The organism is Leucobacter chromiireducens subsp. solipictus (assembly GCF_016758195.1).
Classification (GTDB): domain Bacteria; phylum Actinomycetota; class Actinomycetes; order Actinomycetales; family Microbacteriaceae; genus Leucobacter; species Leucobacter solipictus.
In genome coordinates this window covers 107,812-127,932 of record NZ_QYAC01000004.1, presented here as the reverse complement: position 1 = coordinate 127,932, position 20,121 = coordinate 107,812, and the positions used below count along the sequence as shown (strand labels likewise).

Below are 20,121 nucleotides of genomic sequence, written 5' to 3'. Positions count from 1 at the left end.
ATCTCGTATTGCGGGGCGGAACTCAGCGGGCACCGAATCGCGCACTCAGGCCGTCGGCTCTCGACGGTGGACCCAGTGGTGAGTTCGGCGCGCCAAGGCTGAATCGCACTCAACGCTGTCTTCGACGCTAACAAGGTTTCAATGAATAGTGCAAGGTTGTATGACGTGCAACAGCCCGCCAAACAGCGTTCAAGATCGTTCTGATCTGGGTTTTTCTGTGTCCGGCTTCGTTACGGCTTCGTTACCTGGGCGGGGTTCGGGCGGTGCGCGCTGGGCCCAAACGCACTCAGGACGGGGCCGGGAGCCTGCGCTACACTTGATGCATCGACCGCGATCCGGCCATCACCGGGGAGTCTTCGGAAGAACCGCACCATTCCGATGGTGCGCAGTAGAACCGAACGTCCGGGCCCGTTACCGCCCAAACGAAGGGGTTGCGACTCTCAGAGCTCGCGACAAGCAGGGTGGTACCGCGGGCCGTACGGCTCGTCCCAGCAGTGAGTGAACGTAGCCACGCCGGACCAAAGGACCCCGATGCCGTACCCCCAGCAGCCCACCGGAGCTTCCGCCGCACCCCACGACGCCACCCAGCGAGGCAGCGCCTTCGGCGTCGCCGCGTCCCCCCAGCTTCCCGCCCTCGAAGAGCGCGTGCTGCAATTCTGGGCCGAGGACGATACCTTCCAGGAATCGATTCGACAGCGCGAGGGCGCCGACGAGTGGGTGTTTAACGACGGCCCGCCCTTCGCGAATGGGCTCCCGCACTACGGCCACCTGCTCACGGGCTACGCGAAGGACGTCTTCCCGCGGTTCCAGACGATGCGCGGCCGCAAGGTGGAACGGCGTTTCGGCTGGGATACCCACGGGCTCCCCGCGGAACTCGAGGCCATGAAGCAGCTCGGCATCACCGAGAAATCCCAGATCGAGGAAATGGGCGTCGCCGCGTTCAACGAGCAGGCGCGCGAGTCCGTTCTGAAATACGTGGACGAGTGGGAAAGCTACGTCACGCGCCAGGCGCGCTGGGTCGACTTCGAGCACGGCTACAAGACGCTCAACCTCGGGTACATGGAGAGCGTGATCTGGGCGTTCAAGCGCCTCTACGATCAGGGGCTCGCCTACGAGGGCAAGCGCATCCTGCCCTACTGCTGGCGTGACGAAACCCCGCTCTCCAACCACGAGCTCCGCATGGATGATGACGTGTACCAGATGCGTCAGGATCCCTCGGTGACGGCGACGTTCCCGCTCACGGGCGAGCGGGCCACCGAACTCGGCATCACCGGGGTGCGGGCACTCGCCTGGACCACCACGCCATGGACGCTGCCCACGAACTTCGCGCTGGCCGTGGGGCCCGCGATCGCGTACGCGATCGTTCCTGCCGGCCCGTCCGGCGCGCACGACGGCGGCGACGCCGGCAGCGCCCGCTACCTGCTCGCGGTGGATCTCGTCGGCGCGCACGCGAAGGACCTCGGCTACGCCTCTGCCGAGGAGGCGAGCGCCGCCGTCGAACGCACGATCCCCGGTGCCGAGCTCGCGGGGGTCACCTACGAGCGGCTGTTCGACTACTACGCCGACACCGAGACGTGGGGGACCGAGCACGCCTGGCAGATCCTCGTCGACGACTACGTCTCGACGAGCGATGGCACGGGCATCGTGCACCAGGCACCCGCCTACGGCGAGGACGATCAGCGCATCGGCGCGGCGGCCGGCATCCCAACGATCGTGAGCGTCGATGACGGCGGCCGTTTCCTGAACGCCGTCACCGACGTCGCCGGTGAGCTCTGGATGGACGCAAACCGGCCGCTGATCCGGCTGCTGCGCGAGCGCGGTCGCCTGCTGCGCGAGGCGAGCTACGAGCACTCCTACCCCCACTGCTGGCGCTGCCGCAACCCACTGATCTACAAGGCGGTGTCCAGCTGGTTTGTCCGCGTCACCGAGATGAAGCAGCGCCTGCTCGAGGTCAACGAGGAGATCACTTGGGTCCCCGAGAACGTCAAGCACGGTCAGTTCGGGAAATGGCTCGAGGGCGCACGCGACTGGTCGATCAGTCGCAACCGGTTCTGGGGGAGCCCGATTCCGGTGTGGAAGAGCGACAACCCCGATTTCCCGCGCGTCGACGTCTACGGCTCGATCGCGGAGCTCGAGGCGGACTTCGGCACCCTCCCGCGCAACGCGGCGGGCGAGGTCGATCTCCACCGGCCGTACATCGACGACCTGACGCGCCCGAACCCCGACGACCCCAGCGGCGCGTCAACGATGCGCCGGATCGAGGACGTCCTCGACGTCTGGTTCGACTCGGCCTCGATGCCGTTCGCGCAGGCGCACTACCCGTTCGAGAACCAGGAGTGGTTCGACACGCACCAGCCTGCCGACTTCATCGTCGAGTACATCGGGCAGACGCGCGGTTGGTTCTACGTCCAGCACGTGCTCGCCACCGCCCTGTTCGACCGGCCCGCATTCAAGAACGTCATCAGCCACGGCATTGTGCTCGGCTCGGATGGCAACAAGATGTCGAAGTCGCTGCAGAACTATCCCGATGTGAACGAGGTGTTCACCCGCGACGGCTCCGACGCGATGCGCTGGTTCCTGATGGCCTCACCCGTCGTTCGCGGCGGCAACCTCATCGTGACCGAGGAGGGCATCCGCGAGGGGGTCCGCCAGTTCATCCTGCCGCTGTGGAGCAGCTGGTACTTCTTCAGCCTGTACGCGAACGCGGACGGCTTCACCGCGGAGCGCCGCACGGACTCGAGCGATCCGCTCGACCGGTACATCCTCGCGAAGACGGGCGATCTGGTGCGGGACGCGCAACGGCACTACGAGGGGCTCGACACCACCTCCGCCGCCGAATCGCTGCGCGCGTTCGCCGAGGTGCTCACGAACTGGTACGTTCGGCGCTCCCGCGACCGCTTCTGGGAGGGCACGCAGGGCGACACCGGGAAGCCGGAGAACGCGCAGGCCTTCCATACCCTGTACACGGTCCTCGAAACGGTCGCGCGGGTCGCGGCACCGCTCGCGCCGCTGGTCACCGAAGAACTCTGGCGCGGGCTCACCGGCGGTCGCTCCGTGCACCTGACGGACTGGCCGGACGCCGCGGAGTTCCCGAGCGCGCCGGAGCTCGTTGACGCCATGGACGAGGTGCGCCAGATCACCTCCCAGGCGCTCTCGCTGCGGAAGTCCCGACGGCTGCGCGTGCGGCTCCCGCTCGCCGAGCTCACGGTCGTCACGGCGAATCCGGAGGCGATCGAACCGTTCGCGGACATCCTCCGGGAGGAGCTCAACGTGAAGGCCGTGCGCCTGATCGCGCAGACCCCCACGAGCGCCGCGGATCACGGGATCGTGCACACCCTCGCCGTGAATGCCCGCGCGGCGGGCCCGCGCCTCGGCAAGCAGGTGCAGGCCGCGATCAAGGCAGCAAAGTCCGGCGACTGGGCGGAAACCGACGGCGTCGTGGTCGCGGGCGGGATCGCCCTCGAGCCCCACGAGTACGAACTCACCCTCCGGGTCGGCGACGACACCGATGGGGGGCCGGCGCTCGGACTGCTGCCGGGCGGTGGCTTCGTGTTGCTCGATACGGAGACGACCGACGAGTTGGAGGCCGAGGGGATCGCGCGCGATGCGATCCGCGCGGTGCAGGAGGCGCGCAAGCAGGCCGGGCTCGAGGTGAGCGATCGGATCGTGCTCGCGCTGAACGTCGATCCGGAACACGTGCCGGCGCTGCAGGCGCACGGGGCGCTCATTGCGGCCGAAACGCTCGCGGCGGGCTTCGCCGTGGAGGGCACGCTCGGCGTCGACCTCGTCGTCGATGAGGTGACCTCCCCGGGTGGGGGCGTCTTCATCTCCGGCGCCCGCGCCCTGGGCGTCGCGAAGAGCCCGCTCATCATCACCATCGACACCACGGGCCTGGATGCGCCCGAGGGTTGGACGCAGGGAGAGACACGATGACTCAGGATCCCGCGGCCCGCGTCTACGCGGAACTGCTCGAACGCGTGGGGGAGGCGAACCCGCGGCCCCGGATCGAACCGGTGCGCCGGCTCGCGGAGCTCGCGGGCACCCCGCAGCTCTCCTTCCCCGTGGTGCAGGTCGCCGGCACCAACGGCAAGACCTCGACCGCTCGAGCGATCGAGTCCCTGCTGCGCGCGCACGGCTTGCGCACGGGCCTCTTCACGAGCCCGCACCTTGTCGACTTCACCGAGCGTTTCCAGCTCGATGGCACCCCGATCGCAGCGGAACCGCTCGCGGAGGCGTGGGCGGAGCTGCAGGCCCCCCTCGCGCTCGTGGACGCGGAGCTCACGGCCGATGGTCAGGGCCCCATCACGTTCTTCGAGGCCCTCGCGGTGCTCGCGTTCGCGGCGTTTGCGGACGCTCCGGTCGACGTCGCCGTCATCGAGGTCGGGATGGGCGGCGAGTGGGACGCGACCAACATCGCGACGGCCCAGGTCGCCGTGATCACGCCGATCGACCTCGACCACACCGCGATTCTCGGCCACGACGTCGAGACGATCGCGCGGACGAAGGCCGGCATCATCAAACCGGGCAGCACGGTGGTGACCGCGGCGCAGGATCCGGCGGCGCTCGCCGAGCTCCGGGCCGCGGCCGAGCAACACGGCGCACGCATCGCGGTCGCCGGGGAAGACTTCGGCCTCACCGACGACCGACTCGCGGTGGGCGGCCGCGTGGTCACCGTTGCGGGTCTGACGGGCGGCAGCTACGCGCCCACCTTCGTCCCGCTGTTCGGGCACCACCAAGCCGAGAACGCGACGCTCGCGATCGCCGCGGTCGAGGCGTTCTTCGGGGGCGAGCGCGCGATCTCCGAGGAGGTCCTGGAGGAGGGGTTCGGGCAGCTCGTGTCGCCCGGCCGGCTCCAGCTGATCGGCACCGAGCCGGTCGTGTACGTGGACGCCGCGCACAATCCGCACGGCGCCGAGGCACTCGCCCGCGCCGTCGCCGAGTCCTTCAGCTTCGAGGAACTCGCCCTCGTCATCGGCGTGCTCACCGAGAAGGATGCCGCGGGGGTACTGCGGGCCCTCGCCCCGATCGCGCATCGCGTGACCCTCACCCCCGTCGACTCCGAGCGCTCCAGCAGCGCCTCGGATCTCCGCGAGATCGCGCTCGCCGAGATCCCCGACACGCCCGTAGAGCTCGCCGAGTCTCTCCCCGAGGCCCTGGACGAGGCCCGGGCGTGGGCGGGTCGGTCACCCGGTCGCGGCGTGCTCGTCGTGGGATCGGTCGTGCTCGCGGGTGAAGCGATCGCCTTCGCCCGCGCCGAGGGTTGGGGGACCGCATGAGCCGCACGCCTTCCGGAACGCCGATCGAGCCGGAGGAGCCCGAGCTGGTGCTCTCCCCGTCGGAGACCATGGCCCACAACTCCGCGATGCGCATCTCGGGAGCGCGGAGCGGGGTCACCTCGACCCAGCGCTCACTCGCATCGATCGTGCTCGGCTTCGAGCTCATCGTCGTCGTGCTCATCGGGCTCACGCTGTATGGCCTCGGCACGCTCGAGCCGCGCGAGCTCGGCCTGTACCTGGGCGGCGGACTCGCCGTGGTGATCATCTTGGGCCTCGCCCTGATGCGCCGTGGCCAGCTCGGCATCCGGATCGGCTGGGTCGTGCACGGGCTGATGCTCGCGACCGCGTTCCTGCTGCCGATGGCGCTCATCGTCGGGATCCTCTTCACCGCGCTGTGGGTGTACTGCATGGTGAAGGGCAGCCAGATGGACCGTGACCGAGCCGCTTGGATCGCGGCGCAGGGCTAGACTTGACGCTGGGGCGCGGTGCGCCCACAAGTCGTTCGCAACTGAGGAGCTGCATGTCCGCTGAAGAAACCCTCATCCTGGTCAAGCCCGATGGCGTCGCCCGTGGCCTGAGCGGGGAGATCCTTCGCCGCGTCGAGGCGAAGGGATACCGGATCACCGATCTTCGCATGGTCACCGCGAGCCGCGAGCTGCTTGCGGAGCACTACGCCGAGCACGAGGGCAAGCCGTTCTTCGAGCCGCTGCTCGAGTTCATGTCCTCGGGCCCGATCGTCGCCGTGCGCGCCGAAGGGGATCGTGTCATCGAGGGCTTCCGCTCGCTCGCAGGTGCCACGGACCCGACCACCGCCGCGCCCGGCACGATCCGCGGCGACCTGGGCCGTGACTGGGGCGTCGCGGTGCAGCAGAACCTGGTGCACGGCTCGGACTCGACGCTGTCGGCGGAGCGCGAGCTCGCCCTCTGGTTCGCGTAGTCCGACACTATTTGCCCACCGCCGATGAGCCGCGACACGCTCAGCCCCGCTGAGGCGCGCCGCGTTGCGCTCGCGGCGCAGGGCTTCACGCAGACCCCGCGGCTGCGGCAGCGCCGGCCGTTTGATCCGGCGCTGTCGCGGCTGCACGTGCTGCAGATCGACTCCGTGAACGTGTTCGCGCGCAGTCATTACCTCCCGGTGTTTTCCCGGCACGGTGGCTATGATCCCGCGGCGCTCGATCGGCTGCTGTGGCGCAGTGGCGAGTACACCGAGTACTGGGCCCACGAGGCCGCCTTCATCCCGGCCACGGATCGGCCGCTGTTCGCGTGGCGGATGGCCGACTTTCGCGACCGTTTTGAGCGGACCGGCCGAACGGCGGAGCTCGCGCCGGCCGTCGACCGCGTGCGCGCACAGCTTGCCGATGGGCAGCCCCGGCTCGTGCGGGAACTCGAAGACGGCCCGCGGGCCACACGCGGTCCCTGGTGGGACTGGAGCGACACCAAGCGCGCCGTCGAGCTGCTCTTCGCCACGGGCGAGGTCGTCTCGGCGGGACGCGAGGGCTTCCAGCGCCGGTACGCGCTCGCGGAGCATGCGCTGCCACCCGCCGCGCTCCTCCCACCGCCGGATCGTGCGGAGGCGCAGCGCACCCTCGTCGCACAGGCGGCACGATCGCTGGGCATCGCCACCCTGCCGGACCTCGCGGACTACCACCGGCTGAAGACGGCGGAGGCACGCGTGGCGGTGCGCGACCTCGAAGATGCCGGTGAGCTCGTGCCCGTGCGCGTCCGCGGCTGGGACGACCGGGGTGGCAGCCCGCAGCCCGCATGGTTGCACCGCGAGGCGCGCGTTCCGTCCCGGCTTGCGCCCGACGCGCTGCTCACGCCGTTCGACCCGGTGGTGTGGTTCCGGCCGCGCGCGGAGCGCATGTTCGACTTCCACTACCGCATCGAGATCTACACCCCGCAGGCGCAGCGGCAGTACGGCTACTATTGCCTGCCGCTGCTCGTGGGCGGAGTGATGGCGGGGCGCATCGACCTCAAGGCTGATCGGGCCGGCCGCGCGCTGCTGGTGCAGGCCGCGTGGCAGGAGGAGGTGGGGGCACCGGCGCGCACCGCCGAGGCTGCGGTCGCGCTCCTCGCGCGGGCCGCCGCGTGGCAGGGGTTCGACGAGGTCCGCGCCTCCGGCGTGGGGAACCTCCCGCTCCCGGCGCGGTTCCCGGCCGCAGACTAGTCGCTCCCGGGCAGCGCGCCGCGGCGGGGCCCGGGGCTTGCACGCGAGCTGGCCGACTTCCGAGTCCTGAAGCATATCGCTTGTCGATAGTATCGATAACCGATACGATCGGAGCATGTCCTCCATGATTCCCCCAGTGTCCGCAGAACGCACCGAGTTGCGTCGCGTCCGGTGGGTTGGCATCGTCACGGCGGTGGGGATTGCGATCTGGGCCGTGGTCAACGCGGTGATTCGCGGGACGAGCCCGACCGTAACATTCCCCATGCGCGTGAGTATCGCTGTGCCTCAGCCCATCGGCGAAGACGGAGGCCTCGTTGGCCACGGCGGAACCCTCACCACGCAACTCGCGACCTCGGCACTCCCGGAGAACTCGGTTGTTTGGCTGCGGCTCGGCGAAATTCTGCCCGCGTTCGCGGTCGCCGTCGCGGTCGCCCTGGTCACCTGGCTCGCGCAACGTGCGATCACCCATGGACTCTTCGATCGCGGGGCGCTCCGACGCCTCCAGCTCGCTCTCACGCTTGCTTTTGCGCTCGTTCTCGGTGCCCGCGTTCCACTCAGCGTGGGCTCCCGCATCGGCCTCGACGCGCTCGGCCTGGAAGCCACACACTGGCCAGCGGGGAGTGAGATCCCGTGGACTGTGGCGATCTTGCTCCTCCTATTCGTGGGGTGGTGCGAAGCAATGCTCCGCGCAGGGCAGCGGATCGCCCGCGATCAGGATGGGACGGTATGACCCCCACGGATCTGCCCGAGGACAGCGATCACCTCGTTGAGTGTCGACTCGACGAGCTCCTCACGCGTCGCGAAATGACGCTCGCGGAGCTCGCCCGACGCGTGGACATGAGTGTGGTGAACCTCTCCATCCTGAAGAACAATCGTGCGCGGGCCATTCGCTTTACGACCCTGTCCGCACTGTGCCGCGAGCTTGAGTGCACCCCCGGAGAGCTGTTTTCGATTCGGGCGGACTGAACCGGGTCCCGACTGCGACCGCCTACGGCGCAGCGCGTGACCAATCGTTACGAACGGGCGGGGACCCCAGGCGCGGGCACGGATCCACGCCCGCGCGGGGCGTCCCTCACGCCCCGCTCCGCGCCGCTCGACTGGACTCGGGCCAGGAACTCGACTAGGTATAGAGGGGGGACCCCAGAGCCTGCCACGCCGCCGTCGCGCGGCCCAGCGCCGGGTTCCCGTCGGACAGTCCGGCCCACGTGCCAGACCGCGGACGCCCCACGCACGCCGCCCCGGTCCGGCTCACCACGTCGGAAGGAAGACCTATCTCACCCGCGCGCCGATCCGCTCGCCTGCGCCGCCCCTGGCGCCTCATTGACCACTCCCAGCTGTTCGTCCCGAAGAGCTGTATCCCCATTTAGCGTGATTTCCTTCACTTTCGGTTCCCCGGCAAAGTTGCCGACCTCCGTACTTTGAAAGGACTTCACCATGACTGAGCTGCAACAGCTTTCGGGCCCCGTTGTCTTCGCTCTTTTCATTCTGTTTTTCGGCGCGAGCCTCATCATCTCGCTCCGCATCAGCCGCAAACGCGAGAACGCCGACGGCTACATGACCGGCGGCGGAAAGATCGGCTTCGGGATCTCCGCGGCCTCCATGACCGCGACGTGGATCTGGGCGGCGTCGATGTACGCCTCCGCCACTTCCGGGTTCCAGTACGGGCTGTCCGGCCCGATCCACTATGGGCTCTGGGGTGCCCTGATGATCCTGCTCATTTACCCCTTTGGCCGCCGGATCCGGCAGGTGGCACCGCGCGCGCACACGATCGCCGAGGTCATGTTCGCCCGCCACGGCCGTTCGAGTCAGCTGATGCTTGCCGGCTCGAACGTGCTCGGCAGCGTCATCAGCCTGACGTCGAACCTGATCGCGGGTGGCGCGCTGATCGACATGCTCTCCCCATTCACCTTCACGCAGGGCGTGATCGGCATTGGGGCTGGCGTGCTGCTGTACACGATTTGGGCCGGCTTCCGCGCCTCGGTGCTCACGGACTTCGTGCAGGTCGTGTTCATGCTCGGCGCCGTGGTGATCATCATCCCGGTCGTGTTCTTCGCGGCCGGTGGTCCGAGCCTCTTCGAGACCGGGGCGCACAACCTGACGCCGCAGCAGGGCGACTTCTTCTCATCCGATGCCTTCTTCAACCAGGGCGCGCCGTACATCGCCGCCGTGCTGGCGTATGCGATTGGCAACCAGACGATCGCGCAGCGCCTCTTTGCGGTCCGGGAAGACCTCATCAAGAAGACCTTCGTCACGGCGACGTTCGGGTACGGCGCCACCATCATCGGGGTTGGGATGCTCGGCGTGATCGCGCTCTACGCGGGGATCGAGCCGGTGGGCGGCGACGTCAACAACCTGATCCCGCAAATGGCTGCGACCTACCTGACCCCCGCCCTGCTCGCCCTGTTCTTCATCATGATCATCGGCTCGCTCTCCTCGACCGCGGACGCGGATCTCACGGCGCTCGCCTCGATCGTGATGGCCGATATCTACGGTCAGAACATCGCGGGCAAGTCGCGCGCGAACCCGCGCACGATGGTGCTGATCGGCCGGATCACGATGATCGTCGCGATCACCGCGGGAATCTTCTTTGCCGGGTCGCAGCTGAACATCCTCGATCTGCTCGTGTTCGTCGGCGCGCTCTGGGGCGCGCTCGTGTTCCCCGTGATCGCGAGCTTCTACTGGAACCGGGTCACGAACGCGGCGTTCACCGTCTCCGTCATCGTCGCGCTCGCGGCGTTCCTCCCGGTTCGCTTCGAGTGGATCGACCTGAGCGGCGGTCTCGGCATTGCCAGCGACGTCCTCGCGACGATCGGCATCGGCGTCGTGCTGGGGCTCATGGCGTTTGGCTTCTTCGGCAAGCGTGTCGCGCTGATCGTGGGCACGGTTTCCACGCTTGCCGCGGCCCCGTTCGCGATCGGGTTCCTGCACCTGTATCCGGTGCTCTCCGGCTCGCTGGTGGCCTACGCCGTGAGCACGATCGTCTGTGTTGCGCTCACCATGATGAAGAATGAGCGCTTCGACTTCGCGCTGATCAAGGTCCGCACGGGCGACTTCGATCCGGTCGAGGCCGAGCAGTCCACGGGGATCGACACCGCGCCCGCGGGGATCGACAGCGAGCCCGACAGCATCAAGGCCGGCTCCCTGCGCGACAGCATCGACTCCGCGTCCGCGCGCGACGAGGACGCCCTGGATCCCTCCGCGGATCCCGCGCCGGCCACCCGATAACCCAGCCGAAAGGAGCACCCCATGAATGTGAACACCGTATTGCTCACCCTGTACGTCCTGATCTGGCCGGTCTTGGTGGCGGGAACGCTGACCGTCATCGTCCGCGCTTTCCTCACAGAGTGGCTCGCCGCGCGGCGCGAGGGTCGTTCGATTATCTAGCGACACTGACGACGCGGCGGGGACGTGTGCCTCGCCGCGTCGTCGCGCTGCGGCGGCGTGGCTCGACGCGCCCGAGCGGCGTGCCCGGACGCGCGGTGGGGTCAGGCCGCCGGGTATCGCGGTGGTGTCATGCGGGCCAGGACACGCCCAGCATCGCCGCACTCTGCTGCCAGTGCGTGGCGATTGCGGCGGGATCCGACGCCACTCGGTGGCTCCGCCCGATCCGCCCGGGGGAGCCATAGTACGTCCCGGACGTCCAGTCCCTGCCCGGGACCCCCGTCACAACATGGGCGAGCCGAGCCCCACCCTGTTCTGGGGTACGCAAGAAGCGTGTGAGGGCGTGAAGTGGCGCTGCGTGTCCAAATCGGCAAAGTCGATGTCCCCGAATAGGCGTGCGCCAACGCTCGACGTGCTCACGGTCCGCGCGCTGCTCTCCAACAGAAGCGGCAGGAGGAGGCGCGTGAGCAGCACCGGCGCGAGATGATTCACCTGGAAGGTTCGCTCGAATCCATCGGCGGTCCGGACCGGGCCCGCAAACATTCCGCCGGCGTTGTGTGCGAGCACGTCGATGCGGGCGCACCGCGCCTGCAGCGCCGCGGCGAGCGACCGGACATCGTCGAGGCGCGTAAAGTCGGCGACCAGGGATTCGGCCTGCGTGGCCCGGGCGACGGCTGCCGTTTTCTTGGGCGAGCGGCCCACAATGATGAGTCGCGCGTTCCCGGCGGCGAGTTGGCGGGCGGCGGCTGCGCCGATCCCGTCGCTGGCGCCGGTGACAACGATCGTCTGCGGTGAGGTGTGCGTCATGACGTCGAGCTCCTGTGTCTGCCCCGAGGAAAGCATAAACGACACCGCCGAGAGTTTCCCGGAGGCGAACAAAGTTTCGAATGTCGGGGAATCGGATTATGCTGATCAGCATGGAACCCACGCGCAGCGTCCGCCCATTCGAGGTGATCAGCGAGTACGAGCCGAGCGGCGATCAGCCGCAGGCGATCGAGCAGCTCGCGAATCGGATCAACGCCGGGGAAACCGACGTGGTCCTGCTGGGTGCGACCGGCACCGGCAAATCGGCGACCACCGCCTGGCTCATCGAGGCCGTGCAGCGGCCCACCCTGGTGCTTGCCCACAACAAGACCCTGGCCGCACAACTCGCAAGTGAGTTTCGCGAACTGTTCCCGAACAACGCGGTCGAGTACTTCGTCTCCTACTACGACTACTACCAACCCGAGGCCTACGTACCGCAGACCGACACCTTCATAGAGAAGGACTCGTCGATCAACGCGGAGGTGGAGCGGCTGCGGCACTCCACGACGAACGCGCTGCTGAGCCGTCGCGACACGATCGTCGTCTCGACCGTCTCCTGCATCTACGGCCTCGGCAAGCCCGAAGAATACTACGAGGCGATGGTGCCGCTCGTGGTGGGCGATGTCCTCAATCGTGACGTCCTCCTGCGCCGCTTCGTGGACATGCAATATCAGCGCAACGACATCGAGTTCGTGCGCGGCAACTTCCGGGTGCGCGGCGATACGGTCGAAATCATCCCCATGTACGAGGAACTCGCGATCCGGATCGAGTTCTTTGGTGACGAGATCGAGGCGCTGTATTACCTGCACCCGGTGACGGGCGACGTCATCAAGCAGGTTGAGACGGTGTCCGTGTTCCCCGGATCCCACTACGTGGCGAGCCGCCAAGTGATGAACCGAGCCATGGGCACCATTACCGAAGAGCTCGATGGCCGGCTCGCCGAGCTGAAACGGCAGACCAAGCTCGTCGAAGAGCAGCGACTGCGCATGCGCACCACGTTCGATCTGGAAATGATGGAACAGATCGGCTTTTGCTCTGGCATCGAGAATTACTCCCGGCACATCGACGGGCGGGAACCGGGGGAGGCACCCCACTGTCTGCTCGATTATTTCCCTGACGATTTCCTCGTGGTCATCGACGAGTCGCACGTCACCGTGCCGCAGATCGGTGCCATGTACGAGGGGGATGCCTCCCGCAAGCGCACGCTGGTAGATCACGGGTTCCGGCTGCCGAGCGCACTCGATAACCGGCCGCTGACCTTCGGCGAGTTCAAAGACCGGGTGGGTCAGGTGGTGTACCTCTCGGCCACGCCCGGCAAGTACGAGTTGGCCGAGGCGGACGGGGTCGTACAGCAGATCATCCGCCCGACGGGCCTCATCGATCCCGAGATCGTGGTCAAGCCCAGCGAGGGCCAGATCGACGACCTGCTTGAGGAAGTCCGGGTCCGCGCGGCCCGCGACGAACGCGTTCTCGTGACGACGCTCACCAAGAAGATGGCCGAACAGCTCACCACGTTTATGGAGGAGGCCGGCGTTCGGGTGCGTTACCTGCACTCCGACGTGGACACGCTCCGCCGAGTCGAGTTGCTCACCGAGCTTCGCGCCGGGGTCTACGACGTGCTTGTCGGCATTAACCTGCTGCGTGAGGGGCTCGACCTGCCCGAAGTCTCGCTCGTCGCAATCCTCGACGCCGACAAGGAGGGCTTCCTCCGCTCGAGCACCTCCCTGATTCAGACCATCGGCCGCGCCGCGCGAAACGTGTCCGGCCAGGTGCACATGTACGCCGACACGATCACGCGCTCCATGCGCGAGGCGATCGACGAGACCAATCGACGGCGCGAGATCCAGATCACCTACAACACCGAGCACGGCATCGATCCGACACCACTGCGCAAGAAGATCGGTGACATCACCGCGATGCTCGCGCGTGAGGCCGCGGACACCGAGGACGTGCTCTCCCGCACCGGGCAGCACGCACAGCGCAAAGCCCCGTCCACCCAGCGCGCCAAGGGCAAGGCGGCGGCACGGGCTGGCGCGATCGCGGCGGAGGGCTCGGCCAAGCTCGAGGAGCTGATCGCGGAGTTGAACGAGCAGATGCTCGCGGCCGCCGAGGAGCTCAAGTTCGAGCTCGCCGCGCGCCTGCGCGACGAGGTGTCCGAGCTCAAGCGGGAACTGCGGAGCATGGAGGCCGCCGGGCACCTCTAGCCCGGAGGCACGCGCCGTGTACTCGGAGTGGGGTATCCCGGGCGTCGGGGTGGTGTGGCGTTCCGCAGGGGATGCGGCAACGCGCACCCTGCCCGCCGACGGGAGCGCGGATCTGATCCTGCGCGACGACCTGCTCCTCGTCGCGGGGCCGTCCACGCGCGCGTTTGCCGCGCAGGGTTCGGATGGTGGAGCGACCCTCGGAATTCGGTTTCTGCCCGGTCTGGCGGGTGCGGCGCTGCGTTTGCCCGCCGACCGGGTGCGCGACCAGCAGCTCGAGGCCGAGCATGCGCTGGATCCTGCGGTTATACGGCGGGGGACCACGGCGCTGCGGCGGATCCGGCGGCTGTCCGAGCCGCACGGGGCTGATGCGTGGGCTCTGGGCGGGCCGGATGGCGCGACGCGCACCGGTTCGCTTGGGCTCCCGCTACTAAGGCGTGAGATGGCTCGGGTGGTTCACCACGCACTGGGGGCCGATCTGCACGATCGCGTGATGGAACGCCGATGGGCGGAGCGGGCACGGCAGTCGGCGGTGCGCGGGGAATCCGCGCGCGAGCTGGCCCGCATCCTCGGCTACTCTGAGCGTCAGCTCCAGCGGCGCATGAACGCCGAGTTCGGCTACGGTGTCGCCGCGCTGCGCCGGATCCTGCGCGTCGAACGGGCGCAGCAGCTCATCCTCGTGGGGCATCCGTTGGCCGAGGTCGCCGTGGCGTGCGGATGGACCGACCAGGCGCACCTCACGCGCGAGTTCGCGCGAGTTGCCGGCCTAACTCCGGGGCGTTGGGCTGCGGCGCGCGGGGTCGGGCGTGGGGCTGGGGGCGGCGAGCACGAGCCCGGGGGTGCCGTGGACTCCGGGGTCGCCGTGGGCTCCGGGGTCGCCGTGGGCTCCGGGGTCGCATGGGACGCCGCGTCTGGCTTGCCGCCGTCCGTACGCGAGCCCGAACTGTAGGCTCGTCGTCCTGGGGTGTGCCGCGCGTCCGGGGGCGTGGTGGCCCGGCCGCAGTCGTTGGCGGCAGTCAGGCGTGCAGCCTGCGTGGCGAACTCGCCGGGCGCGCCAGGGAGCTCAGGGACATGCGCTCCGGGCGTCGCGCAGTCGCCCGGGGCACGGCGAGCGGCCCCGGGCGTCGAACGGGCTACGCGCTGGGGAGCGGGGCGTAGAGGTCGACCGTGTTGCCGTCGGGATCCTGCACGGTTGCGTAGCGCTGGCCCCAGGGTGCGTCCCACGGCGGTGTGTGCGAGGCCTCGGGGTGAGCGGCGGTCACGGCCGCGTACGCCTCGTCCACCGCCGAGGGATCCGTCGCCTCGCACGCAAAGCTCACGCGTCCCACGCCCTCGGGAAGTACGAAGTCGGGGTTGAAACTCTGGATGGTGCTCAGGGGGTCCCAAGCGAGCGTTACGCCGCCGCCGAGCGTGATCTCTACGTGCGGGGCGTGGTCCTGATCCGCCGGGATATCGAGCCCCAAGCTGCGGTAGAACGCGAGTGATGTGGCCAAATCCCGGGTGACGATGCCGATGAAGTTGAATGAAAGAGTGGTCATGGCTTCAGCGTATGCCCGGCGGGCGGTGCCGGGCTTGTATGTTTCGGACGCGTCGTGGGCGGGATGATCACTCGGGGCTGGGGGAGGGGCACCAAGAATGATGATGCGCGAGCGGCTGGTCATTCGACTAAATTCGAACAGAGTTTCGAATCGTTACTTTTCCGTGTCCTCTTCGGAAACGTACTACACCCATCAGGACTTCCTCCCGCACGCGTCCCCGAGCGGGTCAACTTCCGCGTGTTTTCAACGGTTTCGCGGGGTTCGTTGTCGGTGGTGTGTGCTGGAATGGGCGCATGACGTTCACCGGAGACACGCAACATCCCGAGCCCCTCCCAGGGGCTGGTTCGGGTGCGAGTTTTGGGTCGATGGTGCCACCCCGGATCGTGCGCGTCGACGCACTATTGACGTCACTTGAGGCGTGGGAGCAGGAGCAGCGGCGTCGTGACGCGGAGCGGTTGAGTATTCTCGCGGATCTTCACGAGGCCGCCCTAGGTGCAGACGCTGGCGCGGAGTCGGATACCGGCGAGGGCACGGGTTCTGGTGCTGTTGGCACGGGTTCAAGTGCTGCTGGCATTGGCACAGGTGCAGGTGCAGGCGCAGGTGCAGAAGCAAATGCCGATGCCAGTGCCAGTGCCAGTACTGACATTGATGCCGGTGCCAGTGTTGATCCCGGTGCCAGTCTCGACGTTGACGCCCCGGCCGATACCGAAGCCGCGGCCAGCGCCGGAGCCGGTGCCAATTCGAATGCGGAGGGCACTCCCGGCGACGCGAACCTCCCCGATACTCACCCAGCAGGCTCGACACCCGACGAGACCAAAGCCCCCACCCCATGCACGTCGCCGCAGTCGCAGGCCCAGTTGCGGGTGTCGCCCGCGTTCCAGGGGAAGAACAGTGAGCTCGCGTTCCGTTCTCTCCGGGCGATGGTCGCGATGGCCTGCCACACCAGCGAACACGTCGCCGCCCGTGACCTGGACCTTGCTTACGAGACCCGGCACACGCTTCCCGCGACGCTTGACGCGTTACGTGCGGGGACGATCGCGCTGCCACATGCACGCATCGTGGTCGATGAAGGGGCAATCTTTCACACCCTCACCACCCCAAACCCCGATACCCCTGATGCGCTCACGGTAGAGGAACAGCTCGAAGACCTGGCGAGGCGGCGCACCCTGTACGAGCAGGACGCGATCCGGTACGCGGAGAAGGAAACCCCGAACCGGTTTCGCCCGATCGCGCGCAGGCTCGCCGCGATGTACGCCAAGAAAACCCTTGCCGAGCGGCATCGGGAGGCGCTCAAGCGTCGGCATGTGCGGGTGGTGGAGCTTGATGACGGGATGGCGGAACTTCGCGCGGTGTTACCCGCGGAAGAAGCGTACGAGATCTACGACCGGCTCACGCGTCTCGCGAAGCATGTCCACGACCGCCCCACAGAACACCCCGTAGGACGCTCTGCAGCACACCCTGCAGCACATCCTGCGGAGCCCGCTACGAACCACACCGGACCCGGGACAGGAGCTGGTGAAACCAGTGACACTGACACGCAGGGCAAAGCCGGTGGGGGTGAAGCGGTGCGTGTGCCCGTGGATCCCGACACGGTAAACACGACTTGCCCCGCAGGGGCTGCTGACCCCTCGAAATCCGATGGCCTATCAAGCACGGTTCCCGGCACGAGCCCCCAGAAGTCTTCTGGCGCCCCGCACTCTTCTCCGGGTACCACCGGGAGTACCGGGGACGCCTGGAGTGGCGGGGACGCCGGGAGTACTGCGGGTACCAAGGGCGTCCAGGGCACCGAGAATGATACGAGCACCTCGGACAGCACCAGCACTGACATTGACGTCGACGTCGACGTTGACACCAACTCCGGCGCTGAAGGCGCGGACTCCGACGCTGTGGACGCTGCCGCCGTGGATGTCGACGCTACACACGATGACGCCCAGACCCGCCTCGGAACTCCCACCGAGAGCGCCGAGAGTGCTGAGAACACTCCGGGCAACACGACTACCAACACCGTCACCGGCACCAACACCAACACCAACACCAACGCCGAGCTCGACACCACCATCGAAGCCAGCACCCAGGACCCGACCCCCGCTGACCGCTCAGACGCCACCCCGGATGCGCGGTCGCGTGACGAACTCCGTGCGGATATCCTCACCGACCTCCTCACCGGGAAACACCATGATGACTACACGGGCATCCACGGCCGCATCCAAACCATCACCCCGGGCTCCCTCCTCGGGATCCCCGGCATCCCACTCCCAGACACCACCCCCATTCAGGGGACCGTGACTGCGGCCCCGGTTGCGGAGCTTGTCGGCTACGGTCCCATCGATCTTGATACCGCCGCACGGATCGCGGGAGAAGCGATCCGGTGGGAAGAGATCCGTGTCACCCTCGATGGGCAAGTCATGTCCACGAACACGTACACCCCGACACAGGCACAACGTCGGTATCTTGCTGCTCGGGATCAGCATTGCCGTACCCCTGGGTGCCGCGTCCCAGCGCACCGCTGCGATATTGATCACACTATCGATGCCGCACACGGCGGCCCTACCCGGGTCGATAACCTCGCACATCTCTGCCGTAACCATCACGTCATGAAACACCACACCGGGTGGACGTTGACCCAACACGACGCGGGGGAGGTGTCCTGGAAAGACCCGACCGGACGCACATACCAGGACCGGGCACCGAGCCGGGTCAGGTTCGTACCCGTCATCGAACCGCCCAACGACGACACACGAGAATCACCCGGCCAAGTTGAGGGCTCGAGTGAACACCCGTTCTAGGCAGCTCGCCGCGCCAGTATCCGAGCCGCACCAGGCGACATGCCGTCCTGCAGTTCGGCGGCGATGCCGTAAGGCGGCCAAGTCGTACGGCGGGCGAACCGCATAGCGGGGATTCTGTTCAGGGTGCGGGACGCGCAAGCCACGCAGGTCGCACAGGCCGTACAACACCGAACCGCGACACAGCGATACGGCGATACGGCGACACGGCGACACGGCGGGACGTCGTACCGGTACCAACACCAACACCAACACCAACATCAACACCCGCAGCGGCTACCGGCAGTCGCTACCGGCAGCAGCTCCCCAGCTGGCGCTCACGGTTCCTGGCCTCACCACAAGGCGACACGGTGCTGGAAGGAGTGATCGATGCCCCGAGCGAACACCTTCGCGCCCCGGTGTTCACCGAGAACGCAATACGAGACACCGCCCGCGACTCGAATTCGACGGGTTTCACCTATCTGCCGCGCTGACAGTGCGGGAGCCCGGTCAGGACGCAGCGCCCCGATGCGTCAAATCTGGAGACCGAGGCGGGTGTCCTCAGGGCCTCCATTGCCCACCGCCATTGAGCCTCAAGTTCCTGCGCCGGGTCACATCCTGGCCGACCCCATGGACGGCAGACAGCTCAGCGCTTCTTACTGCGTGGTCAACACCGCGCCTTCGCCAGAAATCACTCGGGGTCATACGGCATCCGCGATCGATCGGGCACCTGGAGTGCCAACAGTATGGGCGACCCCGATTGTCGAATATCCGACGCTGATGCACCAACTCGCAGCTTGACCCCGCGACCCCGAAACCCGAAGCCCGAACCTGCAACCCCGAGACCCGAAGTCCGAACCCGCACCCCGAGGTCGGAGCCAGGAACCCAATCCTCAGCCCGAAGTCTGGAACGCAGGAGCCCAGCCCGAAGTCAGGAACCCAAACCCGAGCCCGAAGCCCGAAGCCCGAACCCGCAACGCCTGCTCGAAGTCGTCTGCGAACGCTGCGCACCGAAACGCTCCGGCCCGCTGTGAAGCCGGTCGGTCGGCGGCCCGGGAAGAGAGCGGCTGCTCAAGGCGCGGACTCCCAGGCGCCAGACTTCCGGTGAATACCCACCGGGAACAGAGCGGGCACTAGATCTGGCCGACCGCCTCGCGCTTCTCTGCCTGGAAGGCGTCTTCACGGCGGCCGTAGGCCCAGTAGGGCGACAGGGAGAGCTGGGCGCGCTCGATGCCGCGCTCATCGGTGAAGTAGGGACGCAGTGCCTTCATCGCCCCGCGTTCGCCGTGCACGAAGACCTGCACGCGGCCGGGCCGCCACTCCACCGCGCGCACCGCGTCAACAAGGACGCTGGAGGTGCCGGCCGGAGCCTCGCCGCGCAATACCCACTGCACATCGATCCCGGCCGGTGCGGCGAGCTCGAGCCGGTCTTCGTCGGCGGCGACCTCGATCAGGGCGACGCCCGTGGCATCGGCCGGCATGGCCTCGAGCGCAGCGGCGATCGCGGGGATTGCCGCCTCGTCGCCCGCGAGTAGGTGCCAGTCGGCGCTGGGATCGGGCGCGTAGCCGCCGCCGATCCCGCGGAGTACGACTGGATCACCGGGCTTTGCGGTGTCTGCCCAGGGGCCCGCCGCGCCCTCGTCCCCGTGGGTGACGAAGTCGATCCAGATCTGGCCGCGCTCAAGATCGAAGCGCCGGATCGTATACGTACGGGTGCTCGGCATGTGTTCCGGGGAGAGCTCGCCCCGCAGCGCGTCGAGATCGTAGGGTGGGACGAGGTCGGTGCTCGGATGTGCGAAGAGCATCTTGCTGTAGGCGTCCGTGTGCGCGCTCGGCTCGATGGCGGTAATCCCGGGCCCGCCCGCGACGATGCGGACAAGGTGACGTGAGAGCTGCACCCGTTCGATCACCTCCAGGACAATCTGGGGGCGTACGGGGCGCGCCGGGCTTGCGGTGCGGGTCTCAGCTGCGGACATGCTTCTCCTTGATCGT

The 20,121-nt window shown here is 67.7% G+C and carries 15 protein-coding genes; 12 read left to right on the top strand and 3 right to left on the bottom strand.

Annotated features, from left to right (window positions below; translation table 11 throughout):
- The first annotated feature begins 531 nt into the window (after positions 1-531).
- The 9 genes from ileS (at position 532) to D3230_RS08435 (ending at position 10,827) form a co-directional block, all read left to right on the top strand.
- Positions 532-3,933, top strand: a complete 3,402-nt coding sequence (gene ileS, locus D3230_RS08475) for an isoleucine--tRNA ligase (protein WP_202344616.1) — start codon at positions 532-534, stop codon at positions 3,931-3,933.
- Positions 3,930-5,276, top strand: coding sequence for a bifunctional folylpolyglutamate synthase/dihydrofolate synthase (locus tag D3230_RS08470; protein WP_202344615.1), 1,347 nt, complete (start codon positions 3,930-3,932; stop codon positions 5,274-5,276). Before ileS ends, D3230_RS08470 begins: the two co-directional genes overlap by 4 nt.
- Positions 5,273-5,743, top strand: a complete 471-nt coding sequence (locus D3230_RS08465; RefSeq protein WP_202344614.1) for a DUF4233 domain-containing protein — start codon at positions 5,273-5,275, stop codon at positions 5,741-5,743. Before D3230_RS08470 ends, D3230_RS08465 begins: the two co-directional genes overlap by 4 nt.
- A gap of 53 nt (positions 5,744-5,796) precedes the next feature.
- Positions 5,797-6,213 carry a nucleoside-diphosphate kinase gene (gene ndk / locus D3230_RS08460; RefSeq protein WP_202344613.1) on the top strand — a complete coding sequence of 139 codons (417 nt, stop codon included), beginning with the start codon at positions 5,797-5,799 and terminating at the stop codon, positions 6,211-6,213.
- Between the two features lie 24 nt (positions 6,214-6,237).
- On the top strand, positions 6,238-7,443 hold the full coding sequence (locus tag D3230_RS08455) for a winged helix-turn-helix domain-containing protein (protein ID WP_202344612.1): 1,206 nt from the start codon (positions 6,238-6,240) through the stop codon (positions 7,441-7,443).
- A 115-nt stretch (positions 7,444-7,558) separates the two neighbouring features.
- Positions 7,559-8,173 carry a hypothetical protein gene (locus tag D3230_RS08450; RefSeq protein ID WP_202344611.1) on the top strand — a complete coding sequence of 205 codons (615 nt, stop codon included), beginning with the start codon at positions 7,559-7,561 and terminating at the stop codon, positions 8,171-8,173.
- Positions 8,170-8,409 carry a helix-turn-helix domain-containing protein gene (locus tag D3230_RS08445; RefSeq protein ID WP_202344610.1) on the top strand — a complete coding sequence of 80 codons (240 nt, stop codon included), beginning with the start codon at positions 8,170-8,172 and terminating at the stop codon, positions 8,407-8,409. The genes D3230_RS08450 and D3230_RS08445 overlap by 4 nt, the downstream gene beginning before the upstream one ends.
- 468 nt (positions 8,410-8,877) lie before the next feature.
- The gene (locus D3230_RS08440) at positions 8,878-10,668 is read left to right on the top strand and encodes a sodium:solute symporter family protein (protein WP_202344609.1); all 1,791 of its coding nucleotides are present in this window, start codon (positions 8,878-8,880) and stop codon (positions 10,666-10,668) included.
- Between the two features lie 21 nt (positions 10,669-10,689).
- Positions 10,690-10,827: a putative transporter small subunit gene (locus D3230_RS08435; protein ID WP_202344608.1), complete on the top strand. Its 138-nt coding sequence runs from the start codon at positions 10,690-10,692 to the stop codon at positions 10,825-10,827.
- 279 nt (positions 10,828-11,106) lie between these two features.
- Here D3230_RS08435 and D3230_RS08430 read toward each other — a convergent pair whose 3' ends face one another.
- Positions 11,107-11,667, bottom strand: coding sequence for an SDR family NAD(P)-dependent oxidoreductase (locus D3230_RS08430; protein WP_337249147.1), 561 nt, complete (start codon positions 11,665-11,667; stop codon positions 11,107-11,109).
- Positions 11,668-11,741: 74 nt separating this feature from the next.
- Here D3230_RS08430 and uvrB point away from each other — a divergent pair, with 74 nt between their 5' ends.
- Complete coding sequence (gene uvrB / locus D3230_RS08425; protein ID WP_202344607.1) at positions 11,742-13,832, top strand: excinuclease ABC subunit UvrB; 2,091 nt, start codon at positions 11,742-11,744, stop codon at positions 13,830-13,832.
- Positions 13,833-13,848: 16 nt separating this feature from the next.
- On the top strand, positions 13,849-14,778 hold the full coding sequence (locus D3230_RS16395) for a helix-turn-helix domain-containing protein (RefSeq protein WP_202344606.1): 930 nt from the start codon (positions 13,849-13,851) through the stop codon (positions 14,776-14,778).
- A gap of 184 nt (positions 14,779-14,962) precedes the next feature.
- Here the strand turns inward: D3230_RS16395 and D3230_RS08415 are convergent, their stop codons facing one another.
- Positions 14,963-15,367 (bottom strand): VOC family protein, encoded by a 405-nt coding sequence (locus tag D3230_RS08415; protein ID WP_202344605.1) that lies wholly within the window; start codon positions 15,365-15,367, stop codon positions 14,963-14,965.
- Between the two features lie 293 nt (positions 15,368-15,660).
- On the opposite strand from D3230_RS08415, the gene D3230_RS08410 reads away from it, so the two are divergent.
- Positions 15,661-18,153 (top strand): HNH endonuclease signature motif containing protein, encoded by a 2,493-nt coding sequence (locus D3230_RS08410; protein ID WP_202344604.1) that lies wholly within the window; start codon positions 15,661-15,663, stop codon positions 18,151-18,153.
- A 1,109-nt stretch (positions 18,154-19,262) separates the two neighbouring features.
- Here the strand turns inward: D3230_RS08410 and D3230_RS08405 are convergent.
- A complete protein-coding gene (locus tag D3230_RS08405; protein ID WP_202344603.1) occupies positions 19,263-20,105 on the bottom strand; it encodes a siderophore-interacting protein in 843 nt (280 codons plus the stop codon).
- Positions 20,106-20,121 lie beyond the last annotated feature (16 nt).